15 protein-coding genes are annotated in these 11915 nt (G+C 47.9%); all 15 read left to right on the plus strand.

Annotated features, from left to right (window positions below; genetic code table 11):
* The first annotated feature begins 147 nt into the window (after positions 1-147).
* The 15 genes from ylxM (at position 148) to pgeF (ending at position 11811) form a co-directional block, all read left to right on the plus strand.
* Positions 148-489 carry a YlxM family DNA-binding protein gene (ylxM, locus tag DW835_RS12770; RefSeq protein ID WP_117466484.1) on the plus strand — a complete coding sequence of 114 codons (342 nt, stop codon included), beginning with the start codon at positions 148-150 and terminating at the stop codon, positions 487-489.
* Positions 490-499: 10 nt separating this feature from the next.
* Positions 500-1879 carry a signal recognition particle protein gene (gene ffh / locus DW835_RS12775; RefSeq protein WP_118731266.1) on the plus strand — a complete coding sequence of 460 codons (1380 nt, stop codon included), beginning with the start codon at positions 500-502 and terminating at the stop codon, positions 1877-1879.
* A gap of 86 nt (positions 1880-1965) precedes the next feature.
* Positions 1966-2211 carry a 30S ribosomal protein S16 gene (gene rpsP / locus DW835_RS12780; protein ID WP_022313019.1) on the plus strand — a complete coding sequence of 82 codons (246 nt, stop codon included), beginning with the start codon at positions 1966-1968 and terminating at the stop codon, positions 2209-2211.
* Between the two features lie 31 nt (positions 2212-2242).
* Positions 2243-2470: a KH domain-containing protein gene (locus DW835_RS12785; RefSeq protein ID WP_022154075.1), complete on the plus strand. Its 228-nt coding sequence runs from the start codon at positions 2243-2245 to the stop codon at positions 2468-2470.
* Positions 2471-2563: 93 nt separating this feature from the next.
* Positions 2564-3076, plus strand: coding sequence for a ribosome maturation factor RimM (rimM, locus tag DW835_RS12790; RefSeq protein ID WP_118537821.1), 513 nt, complete (start codon positions 2564-2566; stop codon positions 3074-3076).
* Positions 3073-4455 carry a tRNA (guanosine(37)-N1)-methyltransferase TrmD gene (trmD, locus tag DW835_RS12795; protein ID WP_243037170.1) on the plus strand — a complete coding sequence of 461 codons (1383 nt, stop codon included), beginning with the start codon at positions 3073-3075 and terminating at the stop codon, positions 4453-4455. The genes rimM and trmD overlap by 4 nt, the downstream gene beginning before the upstream one ends.
* Positions 4456-4570: 115 nt before the next feature.
* Entirely contained in the window at positions 4571-4918 is a 348-nt protein-coding gene (rplS, locus tag DW835_RS12800; protein WP_022313016.1) for a 50S ribosomal protein L19, read from the plus strand.
* A gap of 118 nt (positions 4919-5036) precedes the next feature.
* Complete coding sequence (lepB, locus tag DW835_RS12805) at positions 5037-5612, plus strand: signal peptidase I (protein ID WP_022313015.1); 576 nt, start codon at positions 5037-5039, stop codon at positions 5610-5612.
* A gap of 24 nt (positions 5613-5636) precedes the next feature.
* Positions 5637-6476: a ribosome biogenesis GTPase YlqF gene (gene ylqF / locus DW835_RS12810; protein ID WP_117466452.1), complete on the plus strand. Its 840-nt coding sequence runs from the start codon at positions 5637-5639 to the stop codon at positions 6474-6476.
* 4 nt (positions 6477-6480) lie between these two features.
* Positions 6481-7026 carry a signal peptidase I gene (lepB, locus tag DW835_RS12815; protein ID WP_117466453.1) on the plus strand — a complete coding sequence of 182 codons (546 nt, stop codon included), beginning with the start codon at positions 6481-6483 and terminating at the stop codon, positions 7024-7026.
* Positions 7027-7046: 20 nt separating this feature from the next.
* The gene (locus DW835_RS12820; protein ID WP_117466454.1) at positions 7047-7805 is read left to right on the plus strand and encodes a ribonuclease HII; all 759 of its coding nucleotides are present in this window, start codon (positions 7047-7049) and stop codon (positions 7803-7805) included.
* A 28-nt stretch (positions 7806-7833) separates the two neighbouring features.
* On the plus strand, positions 7834-9462 hold the full coding sequence (locus tag DW835_RS12825) for a flagellar hook-length control protein FliK (protein ID WP_118731267.1): 1629 nt from the start codon (positions 7834-7836) through the stop codon (positions 9460-9462).
* 819 nt (positions 9463-10281) lie between these two features.
* Complete coding sequence (locus DW835_RS12830) at positions 10282-10590, plus strand: EscU/YscU/HrcU family type III secretion system export apparatus switch protein (protein ID WP_117466456.1); 309 nt, start codon at positions 10282-10284, stop codon at positions 10588-10590.
* Positions 10587-10955, plus strand: a complete 369-nt coding sequence (locus tag DW835_RS12835) for a YraN family protein (RefSeq protein WP_022313008.1) — start codon at positions 10587-10589, stop codon at positions 10953-10955. Before DW835_RS12830 ends, DW835_RS12835 begins: the two co-directional genes overlap by 4 nt.
* 4 nt (positions 10956-10959) lie before the next feature.
* A complete protein-coding gene (gene pgeF, locus DW835_RS12840) occupies positions 10960-11811 on the plus strand; it encodes a peptidoglycan editing factor PgeF (RefSeq protein WP_118731268.1) in 852 nt (283 codons plus the stop codon).
* The last annotated feature ends 104 nt before the right edge of the window (positions 11812-11915 follow it).

The following is an 11915-nucleotide window of genomic DNA, read 5'->3' on the forward strand; positions in this document are numbered from 1 at the left end:
AAGGGCTACGGGGATTTGATAGCATTTCTTCACTAACTCTCAATTTACATAAAAAGGTGTAAAGAAAAAATACTTGACACCTATACTTTTCTATAGTATGATAGCCAAGGTGCATATCGCATGACCTATAGAAAGGCACTGGATAAGATGGACAGGATTTTGGAACAGAATCTGTTGTATGATTTCTACGGTGAACTTCTCACCGAGCATCAGCAGAGAGTGTATGAGGATGCAGTATATAATGATATGTCTCTCAGTGAGATTGCGGGAGAACAGGGCATCAGCAGACAGGGCGTCCATGATCTGATCAAGCGTTGCGATAAGATCCTGCAGGATTATGAAAGCAAGCTTCATCTGGTGGAACGCTTCATGGCAGCCAAGGAGAAGATCGGTGAGATCGAACAGTTGACTGCGGAGGATACCACGGATCCCGAAGAACGGATGAGACGCATCCGGGAATTGTCCAGATCCCTTTTAAAGGAATGGTAAGGAGCAGCAAATGGCATTTGAAAGTTTAACAGACAAACTCCAAAATGTTTTTAAAAACTTAAGAAGCAAAGGCCGTCTGACGGAAGAGGATGTCAAGTCCGCACTGAAGGAAGTCAAGATGGCGCTCCTGGAGGCCGATGTTAACTTCAAGGTAGTCAAGCAGTTCGTGAAGGCAGTGGAAGAACGTGCCATTGGCCAGGACGTCATGAACGGTCTGAATCCCGGACAGATGGTGATCAAGATCGTAAATGAAGAGATGGTAAATCTCATGGGCAGTGAGACCACAGAGATTGCCATGCAGCCCGGCAAAGCCATTACCGTTATCATGATGGCAGGTCTTCAGGGTGCAGGTAAGACCACCGCAACGGCCAAGATCGCCGGTAAGCTGAAGCTCAAGGGCAAGAAGCCCTTGCTGGTAGCCTGCGATATTTACCGTCCCGCAGCCATTGAACAGTTACAGATCAATGGAAAGAAGCAGGAAGTTGATGTGTTCTCCATGGGAACGGATCATAAACCTGCCGAGATTGCGAAGGAAGCCATTGCGTATGCGGAGAAAAACGGTCATAATGTAGTGATCCTCGATACTGCCGGACGACTTCATGTGGATGAAGACATGATGGCGGAATTACAGGAGATCAAGGAGACCGTGACCGTGCATCAGACACTTTTGGTAGTCGATGCCATGACCGGTCAGGATGCCGTAAATGTGGCAAAAGAATTTGATGAAAAGGTAGGCGTCGACGGTGTGATCCTGTCCAAGATGGACGGCGATACCAGAGGCGGTGCAGCACTTTCCATCAAAGCAGTCACCGGAAAGCCGATCCTTTTTGTAAGTATGGGAGAGAAATTGTCCGATTTAGAGCAGTTCTATCCCGATCGTATGGCAAGCCGTATCCTTGGTATGGGTGATGTGTTATCCCTCATTGACAAGGCACAGGCCAGCATCGATATCGATGAGGAGAAGAGCCGTGATATGGCCGGCCGCATGAAGGAAGGTAAGTTCGATTTTGAGGATTACCTGGAGAGCATGAAGCAGATGCGTAATATGGGCGGTCTGTCCAGCATCTTAGGGATGCTTCCCGGAATGGGTATCAAGGCATCGGATCTGGAAGGTGCCATTGATGAGACGCAGATGAAGCGTACGGAAGCCATCGTATTATCCATGACAAAAGAGGAACGCAGGAATCCCAAGATCCTGACCCCTCAGAGAAAACACCGTATTGCAAAAGGTGCCGGTGTGGATATTGCAACGGTGAACCGTTTTATCAAACAGTTCGAGCAGACACAGAAGATGATGAAGCAGTTTGGCGGCGGCAAAAAGGGTCGCGGCGGCATGGGTGGTATGTTCGGCGGCGGAAAATTTCCCGGTATTGGCGGCAGATTTTTCTAACACTGTTTACTTAACTTAAGTCCGATATGAACAATCAGTTCTTATCATATAAATTATTTTATTTTTAATTAATGGAGGAAAAAGAAATGGCAGTAAAGATCAGATTAAGAAGAATGGGACAGAAGAAGGCTCCTTTTTACAGAATTATCGTAGCAGATTCCCGTTCCCCCAGAGACGGTAGATTCATCGAGGAGATCGGTACCTACGATCCTTCCACCGATCCTTCCACTTTCAAGATCAATGAAGAGCTGGCTAAGAAGTGGTTACAGAACGGTGCTCAGCCTACCGAGCAGGTTGCTAAGCTTTTCAAGGTTGCAGGAATCGAGAAATAAGTTCTAAATATCTATTCATCGGAGGTGGATTATGAAGGAACTAGTAGAAGTAGTTGCAAAGGCACTCGTTGATAATCCGGATGAAGTAGTTGTAACTGAGAAGACAGAAGGAAAAAATATCGTCCTTGAACTTCATGTAGCTGCGTCCGATATGGGTAAGGTGATCGGTAAGCAGGGACGTATTGCAAAAGCAATCCGCTCCGTTGTGAAAGCAGCATCATCCAAAGACAACACAAGAGTGGACGTTGAGATCGTTTAATTTCGAATTGAGAGATCCTTGACGTTGAGCGGAGAAACATACAGGCGTGTGTTTCTCCGTTTTTTGGCTAAAGCCGGAATGGAGTAAAACTATATGGAAGATCTGTTGCAGGTCGGCATTATCACTTCCACCCACGGGGTGAGAGGAGAAGTAAAGGTATATCCTACCACGGATGATCCCAGAAGATTCCGCAGATTAAAGGAAGTCGTTCTGGATACCGGCAAGGAAAAAATGAATCTGGAAATTGAGGGTGTCAAGTTCTTTAAGCAGTTTGTGATTTTGAAATTTAAAGGGCTGGACAACATTAATGATATAGAAAAATATCGTCAGAAGAGCCTGTACGTGACCCGCAAAAATGCAGTGCGTCTGCAAAGGGACGAGTATTTCATCGCCGATCTGATCGGACTGAAAGTGCAGGATGAAGACGGTAAGGAACTGGGCACGGTAAAAGATGTGATCGAGACCGGTGCCAATGATGTCTACGAGGTGGAAATGGCAGACGGTAAGAGCCTGCTTCTGCCCGCTATCAAACAGTGTATCCTGAATGTGGACGTGGAAAATGGCACAATGCAGGTACATGTACTGGAAGGACTGCTTGACTTATGATGAAGTTTCATATTCTGACCCTGTTCCCCGAAATGGTGCAGCAGGGACTGGCGACCAGCATCCTGGGACGGGCTGCGGAGAAAGATCTGATCTCTATTGATGCGGTGAATATCCGGGATTACACACAGGACAAGCATGGAAAAGTAGATGATTATACTTATGGCGGCGGCGCCGGAATGCTGATGCAGGCACAGCCGGTGTATGACGCATACCGGGCGGTGGCTGGAGACAGGAACGTGCGTTGTGTCTATCTGACTCCTCAGGGAACACCCTTTACCCAGAAAAAGGCGAAGAAACTGTCCGGGGAGGAGGAACTTGTACTGCTCTGCGGACATTACGAAGGAATTGATGAGCGAGTATTGGAGGAAGTGGTAACCGATTATATCTCCATCGGAGATTATGTTCTCACCGGCGGAGAACTGGCTGCCATGGTCGTGGTGGACGCTGTGGCGCGACTGGTACCCGGAGTGCTCAATAACGACGAATCCGCCGAGACAGAGAGCTTTCATAACGATCTGCTGGAATATCCCCAGTATTCCCGACCGGAGGACTGGCACGGAAAGAAGGTACCGGAGGTACTTCTGTCGGGCAATCATAAAAAGATCAATGCCTGGCGGCTCGAACAGTCCGAGATCCGGACGGGAGAACGCCGCCCGGATCTCTATGCAAAATATCAGGAAAAACAGAAAGTCATAAAAAAACTTTCCGCAAAGAAACGTATTTTTATTCATATGATGGAGACACTGTCCAGAGGATTGGGAGAAGTTCTCTATGCGGAGGGGAAAAATGTACTGATCTATCTGCCGGAGATCGGCAATGCCATGCTGAATGCGGAGGATGAGGAGCATTTGGAGAAAATGCTGCCGCTCATTCCGAAAGCCGTGTCGGGGCATAGTATCGTGACCGTGACAGACCGGTGGAATGAACGTGTCAGTGAAATTTTAGGGTATCATGGCAGTATGCTATGTTCCCAGGCGTGCTATACCAGAGGGGAACCACTTCCGGTGAGGCACAAGGACATCCGGCAGCTGACAGTGGAAGAGGTTCCTTATGTGGCGGAGCATTATCACCTGGGAGACGAGATTTATGTCCGGGAGAGGATTGCAGCAGGAGATGTCTTCGGCATCTATATCGAGGGAAAACTCTGTGGTTTTATAGGATGCCACAATGACGGCAGCATGGGAATGCTGTATGTGGAGGATGCATACCGTAGACAAGGACTTGCAGCATCCCTGGAAGGTTATCTGATCAACAAACAGAGAGAACAGGGGATGATCCCCTACGCCCATATTGTGAATGGAAATGAAGCGTCCATACAACTGCAGGAACGGTTGGGGCTGAATCTGTCGGATCCCGTGATCTGGTGGCTGTATAATTAAAAAAAGCTTGCTTTTTATATGGCTTTATGGTAAAATCTGAATGTTGTGAAAACGAGATGGTCCTCTGCTACCAATAAGGGTATTAAGAACATCCATTTTATGAAGGAGGCTCATTATGAGTAACATTATCAAAGAGATCGAAGCAGAACAGTTAAAAGCAACCGTTGATCAGTTTGAAGTCGGCGATACCGTTAAGGTATACGGCAAGATCAAAGAGGGTAACCGTGAGAGAATCCAGGTATTCGAAGGCGTTGTACTGAAGAGACAGGGCGGCAGCAACAGAGAGACTTTCACTGTTAGAAAGACTTCCAACGGTATCGGCGTAGAGAAGACTTGGCCTTTACATTCTCCCAACGTAGAGAAGATCGAAGTTGTAAGAAAAGGTAAAGTAAGACGTGCTAAGCTGAATTACTTAAGAGATCGTGTTGGTAAGAAGGCAAAGGTTAAGGAATTAGTTAAATAATTACATTGACCGGAGAGGGGCAGCTGTTTCTGACAGCTGCCTTTTATATTTATTTGAAAAAGGAATACGGATATGGTACACTGAGACTTGTAAACACTATGCGAGATAGGACAGAACATTGAGAAATAAGGGACTAAGTTTTTATAAAAAAAAGAAAAAGATCAGTCAGGAACTGCTCAGGGAAATTTTCAGCTGGATCTTCGGCATTGCACTGTCAGTCTTTCTGGCTGCAGTGGTGGTTATCTTTCTGGGAAAGTCCACCAGAGTTGTGGGCATGTCCATGGAACCGACACTGGAGAATGGACAGCAGATATTTATTGACCGTTTTCTGTATGTTTTATCTTCTCCGAAGGCGGGAGACGTAGTAGCATTTCTGCCGAACGGCAATGAAAATTCCCATTATTATGTCAAGCGTGTTGTGGCAGGGCCGGGAGACAAGGTAAGGATCGCGGACGGAACTCTGTATGTCAACGGGCAGGAAAGCAAATGGGTGACGGAACGGATCCTGGATGCGGGTATAGCGGAAAACGAGATCATCCTTGGGAACAAGGAGTATTTCTGCATCGGGGACAACCCGAATAACAGCGAAGACAGCAGATCCGCCAATATCGGACCGGTGGAGGAGGGCGATATGATCGGCAAAGCCTGGTTCCACTTAAAATCCGGGACGGATGGCATCGGCTTTATCAAATAGAAAGTATGGTAGGAGAATAGAAAAATGAATTATCAGTGGTATCCCGGTCATATGACCAAAGCAAGGCGTATGATGCAGGAAAATATCAAGCTGATCGATCTGGTGATTGAACTTGTAGATGCCAGAATCCCCATCAGCAGCAGAAATCCGGATATCGATGAACTGGGAAAAGGTAAATCCCGTATCATTTTGTTGAATAAATCAGATCTGGCAGATCCAGTGTGGAATAAGAAATGGGTCGAGTATTTTTCAAATCAGGGAATGGGTGTACTGGAAATCAATTCCCGTACCGGTATGGGAATCAAGTCGATTCAGGGGCTGGTACAGGAAGTCTGCAAGGAGAAGATTGAACGTGACAGAAAGCGAGGCATCGTAAATCGACCGGTACGTGCTATGGTAGTGGGAATCCCCAATGTGGGAAAATCCACTTTTATCAATTCCTTCGCGGGAAAAGCCTGCGCCAAGACGGGAAATAAACCCGGTGTGACCAAGGGAAAACAGTGGATCCGTCTGAATAAAGGACTGGAACTTCTGGATACCCCCGGTATCCTGTGGCCCAAATTCGAGGACCAGCAGGTAGGAATGCGTCTGGCATTTATCGGATCCATGAACGATGAGATCCTAATTCCGGATGAACTGGCCTGTGATCTGATCGGAGCCATCAAAGAACTTTATCCGAAGGCTTTGCAGGAACGCTACGAGGCAGATCCTGCGGGAAAGCCCATAGAGATACTGGAAGCAGTGGCAGAGAGCCGCAAATGCTATGCAAAGGGAGAACAACTGGATCTGGGGAAAGCCGCCGGCATCCTGATCGATGATTTCCGGAGCGGCAAGCTGGGACGAATAACACTGGAGAGGATATAGACAGATGAACAGAATCATGAGAGAATTATTAAACACAGCGATCTACCTGCTCTGTGTACTGGGAGCGGTATGGCTGGTGATCACCTTTGTAGGACAGCGTACGGAAGTGGAGGGAGCCTCCATGGAGAATACCCTGCACAACGGGGATAATCTGATCGTGGATAAGTTAAGCTATCGTTTTCATGATCCGGAACGCTTTGACATCATTGTCTTCCCGTTTCAATTCCAGGACAACACCTATTATATCAAGCGTATCATCGGACTGCCGGGAGAGACGGTACAGATCATGGATGATGGCAGTATCTACATCAACGGGGAAAAGCTGGAAGAGAACTACGGCATGGAAGTCATAAAACCGGAGACCATCGGCCGGGCGGCGGAACCCATTGAACTGGGGGATGATGAATATTTTGTCATGGGAGACAACCGCAACAATTCCAGCGACAGTCGTACGGATATGGTGGGTAACATAAAAAGAGAAAATATCATCGGAAAAGCCTGGCTCCGGATCTGGCCGGTTTCTGATTTCGGTGTATTACAACATCAATAACCATAAATGGGGATAAACAAATGGAAAGTGCAGCAAAGATCAAGGAAATATTACAGGCAGCTTCAATGGAAAAGCTGCCTGAATTTATAGCAGAATATGAGAATGATCCCAGAAGCGGTGTGCAGAAGCTGGTGTCTAGCGCACAGAAAAAGATAGATGCTCTGGAAAAGGAACGTCAGCGGATCGAGAATCTGAAAAAATACGAGAAAGAATACGCACAATATACCTATATCTGCGGAATTGACGAAGTGGGAAGAGGTCCTCTGGCGGGACCGGTAGTGGCAGGTGCTGTCATTCTGCCGAAGGATTGTGATATTTTATACATTAATGATTCCAAGCAGTTATCCGAAAAAAAGAGAGAAGAGCTGTACGATGTGATCACGAAGGAAGCGGTGGCCTGGGCAGTGGGCTATGCTTCTCCGGAGCGGATCGATGAGATCAATATTTTACAGGCAACCTATGAGGCCATGCGGGAGGCTGTCGGCAAACTGGATCCGGCACCGGATCTGTTGTTGAACGATGCTGTGACGATTCCCGGAGTGGAGATCCGACAGGTGCCGATCATCAAGGGCGATGCCAAGAGCATTTCTATCGGTGCGGCCAGTATTGTGGCCAAGGTGACCAGGGATCGTCTGATGGAGCAGTATGCCGATGTGTTTCCGGAGTATGATTTTGCATCCAACAAAGGGTACGGCAGTGCGGCACATATTGCGGCACTGAAGGAGTATGGACCGACTCCGATTCACAGACACAGCTTTATCAAAAATTTCGGATTTTAAGGCATTTTAGCGTGCCGGGAGAGAAAATATGAAGCTGACAGGATGGTTCTCACAGGATAAAATAGCGGATAACAGCAGAGTACAGACTCCAAATAATGCGAATACCGAACAGGTAAACCGGCAGATCCGTGCACTGGTTCCCGGGCAGACCCTCAGAGGAGAGGTGGTCTCCAGGGAGGGCAATAATGCGCAGATCCGTCTGCTGCAGGATGTCCTGGTGGATGCAAAAGTGGATGCGGACATCCGTCTGGAACTGGGGCAGAACATTACCTTTCAGGTAAAAAATAACGGGCAGACACTGAATCTGAGTCCTCTTTTTACCAATATGGCAACAGAAGGAACCGTACTGAAAGCGTTGGATATGGCATTGCTGCCGGTGAACGAGAATACGGTAGCCATGACAAAACAACTGATGGATGCGGGGCTTCCTATTGATAAGAATACGTTGCAGCAGATCTGGCATGAAAGTAATGCGTTCCCGGATGCGGAGATTCTGGATCTCGTGAATCTTCACAGACTGGAACTTCCGGTGACGGAGGAAAATATCACACAGATGGCATCCTATCGCAATCTGACACATCAGCTGACAGCAGGAATCGCAGAGACCGGAGAAAGTCTGACAAATATGCTGCAGGGGCTGGTAGAGAGCGGAGACATAGAGCAGGCCGCCACAATCTACAGTGAGGTTCTGGAACTGTTGGCTTTCGAAGATGCGGCCGGAGAGACGGTAACAGGACAACAACAGACCGGGGGATCTCTGCCGGAGTCTGGCGTGGATGTGACAGTGACCCCGGAAGAGGCAGAACAGATGCCAGTACAGCCTTCGGCAATAGCACCGGAAGCTGTGCCGGGGCAGAAGACCATCATAGAGGAACCGACGGAGACGGCACCGGGCAACGGTCAGACGATAAAAGAAAATCCCGGTGCAGAAAAAACACAGGAGGCACCACAGCTGCAGAATCTGCAGAAACTGTTAAAGCAGGGGCTGGAGACGAAAGATATTCCCTTGCTGCGCAGTATTCTCCATAATTCCAAAGTGGCAGAGCTTCCGGCAAAACTCCTGGCGGATCGGTGGAGCATAAAACCAGAGGATGTGGAATCTCCGGAGAAGGTGGAGGAACTTTACCAGAAGCTGGGAAAACAGTTGAAGGGGTTGAGTAATCTTTTGGAAGAAAACGGACAGCGTGGTTCAAGTGTTTATCAGAACGTGACGAATTTAAGCCAGAACGTGGATTTCCTGCAACAGATCAACCAGACCTATGTCTATATCCAGCTGCCGCTGCATTTACGACAGGGAGAGCATAAGACGGGGGAACTGTTTGTATATACCAACAAGAAAAATCTTGCCAGAAAGGACGGACAGGTCAGCGCACTGCTGCATCTGGATATGGAACATCTGGGACCGCTTGATGTGTATGTGGCTCTGAAGGATACCAAAGTCAGCACCAAATTTTATGTACAGAATGATGCAATCCTGGATTACCTGGAGGCTAATATGGATGTGCTGACAGAGCGGCTGCAAAAAAGAGGCTATGATTGTAAATGTGAGACAACACTGCGCACCGAATTACAGCAGACGGCGCAGGCCATGGCACCGCTTCTTAAGACAGAAGGAAGTGTTCCGGTAGCACAATATGCCTTTGATGTGAGAACATAGCTCATCCATAGGAAACAGACGTGACTGCTAGCAGGCAGCGGATGTTTCCTATGAGAGGAGCGGACAAACATGAGTATGCAGGACGATAGTCCGGAATACGAATGTTTGTTACGATTTCGAGAGTGCGTAGCACGGAGAAAACGTATATGTTTTGTAAGGTCAATGAAGAACAGACGTGACTGCTAGCAGGCAGCGGATGTTTCCTATGAGAGGAGCGGACAAACATGAGTATGCAGGACGATAGTCCGGAATACGAATGATTGTTACGATTTCGAGAGTGCGCAGCACGGAGAAAACGTATATGTTTTGTAAGGTCAATGAAGAACAGACGTGACTGCTAGCAGGCAGCGGATGTTTCCTATGAGAGGAGCGGACAAACATGAGTATGCAGGACGATAGTCCGGAATACGAATGATTGTTACGATTTCGAGAGTGCGCAGCACGGAGAAAACGTATATGTTTTGTAAGGTCAATGAAGAACAGACGTGACTGCTAGCAGGCAGCGGATGTTTCCTATGAGAGGAGCGGACAAACATGAGTATGCAGGACGATAGTCCGGAATACGAATGATTGTTACGATTTCGAGAGTGCGCAGCACGGAGAAAACGTATATGTTTTGTAAGGTCAATGAAGAACAGACGTGACTGCTAGCAGGCAGCGGATGTTTCCTATGAGAGGAGCGGACAAACATGAGTATGCAGGACGATAGTCCGGAATACGAATGATTGTTACGGTTTCGAGAGTGCGCAGCACGGAGAAAACGTATATGTTTTGTGCGGCTGAAACCATGTATGTTAAGAAGGCCATAGAGGAAACAGAATGAATGACGAGAAAAAGAAAGTAAAACAGGCCGTAGCACTGGAATACGATCCCTCGGATGAGGCACCCAGAGTCATAGCCAGCGGCAAGGGAATTCTGGCGGAGAAGATCATAGAGAAGGCCCAGGAGAGCAGTGTGCCGATCCATCGGGATGACAAGCTGGCGGATACACTGTCCCGGCTGGACATCGGCGAGATGATCCCGCCGGAGTTGTATGAAGTGGTGGCGGAGATTCTGGTATTTGTGGATGCTGTGGATCACCGCATGGTAAAGGAAAGTGTGGCAAACGGGGGAAAACATAAGGGTTGAATACCAGACAGACGGGGAATGTATATGAGCAGATGGCTGCGGACTATCTGGAGAAACAGGGAATGCGTATCCTGGAACGGAATTTCCGCAGAGGTAGGAACGGTGAGATCGACATTATCGGCAGAGACGGGAAATATCTTGTGTTTGTGGAAGTGAAATACCGTTCCGGTGATGAAAAGGGAAATGCGGCGGAGGCCGTGACAACGGCGAAACAGAGAACCATCTGCAGAGTGGCGGACTATTACCGTTATCTGCATCATTATGGGGAGGATACCTGGGTGCGCTATGATGTGGTGGCAATCCAGGGGGAGGCACTTCACTGGATTCCAAATGCTTTTCCACACCATTATAGTGCAAGGAGATAGAATAATGTATCCATTGATCAGAACAGACTGCAGAGACACAGACAGTATACAGCAGAGACAAAAAGGGGAACTAGAGTATCTGGTATTCCCGAAGCTGGAAGAGACCGGTGTGGTGGAACATCTGTTTACCACAAGGACCGGTGGTGTCAGCAACGGAATCTATTCCACTATGAACTTGAGTTTTTCCAGAGGAGATGACCTGGAATGCGTCAGAGAGAATTACAGACGGATTGGTGAAGTACTGGGAACAGACCCGGAACATATGGTGGCATCGAAACAGACCCATACCACGAATATTCATCTGGTGACGAAAGCAGATGCCGGAAATGGGATCACCAGACCATCGGTCTATGATGATATAGACGGTCTGGCTACGGATATCCCCGGAATCGCACTGGTGACTTTTTATGCAGACTGTGTTCCTCTGTATTTCGTTGATCCGGTACACAGGGCCATCGGACTGGCGCATTCCGGCTGGAGAGGAACGGTAGCGGGAATGGGAGCTTGTATGGTACGATATATGCAGGAACATTTTAACAGCCGCCCGGAGGAACTGGTGGCGGCCATCGGACCGTCCATCTGTGTGGATTGTTATGAAGTGAGTGAAGAAGTGGCGGAACAGTTCCGGGAAGGCTTTCCGGAGGATGTGTTGCAGCCGGGCAAAGCACCTGGTAAATATCAGCTTGACCTGTGGAAAGCCAATCAGAGCATTCTGTTAAGGGCGGGGATCTCGCCGGAACATATGGCGGTAACGAACGTCTGTACCTGCCACAATCCGGAGTATCTGTTTTCCCACCGGGCAAGTCACGGACAGAGGGGAAATCTGGCGGCATTTTTAATGCTGAAGGAGTCCTGAGTTCCTGAGTGCCTGACGGGAATTAAGAAAATTTAAGAAAAAACACGAAAATATTTAAAAATATTATGTTTAAATAGAAATAACGAAAATGATGGGGAACCGGG

Source organism: Clostridium sp. AM34-9AC (assembly GCF_003480225.1).
GTDB lineage: Bacteria > Bacillota > Clostridia > Lachnospirales > Lachnospiraceae > Acetatifactor > Acetatifactor acetigignens.

Excerpts from the sequence above, each read along its gene's own strand:
- ylxM (WP_117466484.1), top strand. The coding sequence starts at position 148 with ATGGACAGGATTTTGGAACAGAATCTGTTGTATGATTTCTACGGTGAA.
- ffh (WP_118731266.1), top strand. The coding sequence starts at position 500 with ATGGCATTTGAAAGTTTAACAGACAAACTCCAAAATGTTTTTAAAAAC.
- rpsP (WP_022313019.1), top strand. The coding sequence starts at position 1,966 with ATGGCAGTAAAGATCAGATTAAGAAGAATGGGACAGAAGAAGGCTCCT.
- DW835_RS12785 (WP_022154075.1), top strand. The coding sequence starts at position 2,243 with ATGAAGGAACTAGTAGAAGTAGTTGCAAAGGCACTCGTTGATAATCCG.
- rimM (WP_118537821.1), top strand. The coding sequence starts at position 2,564 with ATGGAAGATCTGTTGCAGGTCGGCATTATCACTTCCACCCACGGGGTG.
- trmD (WP_243037170.1), top strand. The coding sequence starts at position 3,073 with ATGATGAAGTTTCATATTCTGACCCTGTTCCCCGAAATGGTGCAGCAG.
- rplS (WP_022313016.1), top strand. The coding sequence starts at position 4,571 with ATGAGTAACATTATCAAAGAGATCGAAGCAGAACAGTTAAAAGCAACC.
- ylqF (WP_117466452.1), top strand. The coding sequence starts at position 5,637 with ATGAATTATCAGTGGTATCCCGGTCATATGACCAAAGCAAGGCGTATG.
- lepB (WP_117466453.1), top strand. The coding sequence starts at position 6,481 with ATGAACAGAATCATGAGAGAATTATTAAACACAGCGATCTACCTGCTC.
- DW835_RS12820 (WP_117466454.1), top strand. The coding sequence starts at position 7,047 with ATGGAAAGTGCAGCAAAGATCAAGGAAATATTACAGGCAGCTTCAATG.
- DW835_RS12825 (WP_118731267.1), top strand. The coding sequence starts at position 7,834 with ATGAAGCTGACAGGATGGTTCTCACAGGATAAAATAGCGGATAACAGC.
- DW835_RS12830 (WP_117466456.1), top strand. The coding sequence starts at position 10,282 with ATGAATGACGAGAAAAAGAAAGTAAAACAGGCCGTAGCACTGGAATAC.
- pgeF (WP_118731268.1), top strand. The coding sequence starts at position 10,960 with ATGTATCCATTGATCAGAACAGACTGCAGAGACACAGACAGTATACAG.